At 78.0% G+C, this 709-nt stretch carries 1 pseudogene; it reads right to left on the bottom strand.

Annotated features, from left to right (window positions below):
• Positions 1 to 444 precede the first annotated feature (444 nt).
• Positions 445 to 709: pseudogene (locus FNQ90_RS25740) on the bottom strand (ROK family protein); the annotation flags it as partial.

Here is a 709-nt window from a genome sequence, read left to right as displayed (position 1 = left end):
CCGTCACCGAGGGCGGACACCCCGGCCGGTTCTCCACCCGGGCCCCGGCGGTGCCGTTCCGGGCCGTCACGCCTTCGGGGCCCACCTCGACGACGGCACCCCCCGGGGCGGTGACCCGCAGGCCCCCCGGGTGGAACTCCACCCCCGCGGACCCGTCCCCGGGGGAGAACGTCACCGAGGGGGACGTCGGAACGTCGGGATCGGCCGTCGCCGGCGTCCCCATCGGCGCGGTCGGCGCGGGTGGGGCGCCGATGGCCGGCGACACCCCCGTGCCCCAGAGCGCGAGGGTCGCGGCGGACACGGCTGCGGCGCGCGCCGCCCGGCGCCCGCGGGGTTCTCGTCTCACGCCACGATGGTGCGCGCCGGGCGGTGCCGCCAGGGGGGTGAACCGATCGATTCCCCCGATCGGGGGAAAAACGGTCGAACGGCGATTATCCGCCGCGGTCAGGCGGCCCGGGCGCGCCCGGGGTCGTCGAGCACACCGCGTACCGCCGTCCGCGCCGCGCCCAACAAGGGACCGTCGGGCCCCAGGCGGGACAGACGCAGCGGTGGCGCGGGGCGGCCGTGACCCGCGACGGCGGTGCGCAGCACCACCTCGTGTTCGAGTGCCGGCAGCAGGCGGTCACCGAGACCGGCCAGTGGTCCGCCGATGACCACCTCGGCCGGGTCCAGGAGGTTCACCGCCGCGGAGAGGGCCACGCCCAGGGCC

Source organism: Streptomyces alkaliphilus, from assembly GCF_014141535.1.
GTDB classification, from domain to species: domain Bacteria; phylum Actinomycetota; class Actinomycetes; order Streptomycetales; family Streptomycetaceae; genus Streptomyces; species Streptomyces alkaliphilus.
This window is presented reverse-complemented; position numbering and strand designations above follow the sequence as displayed.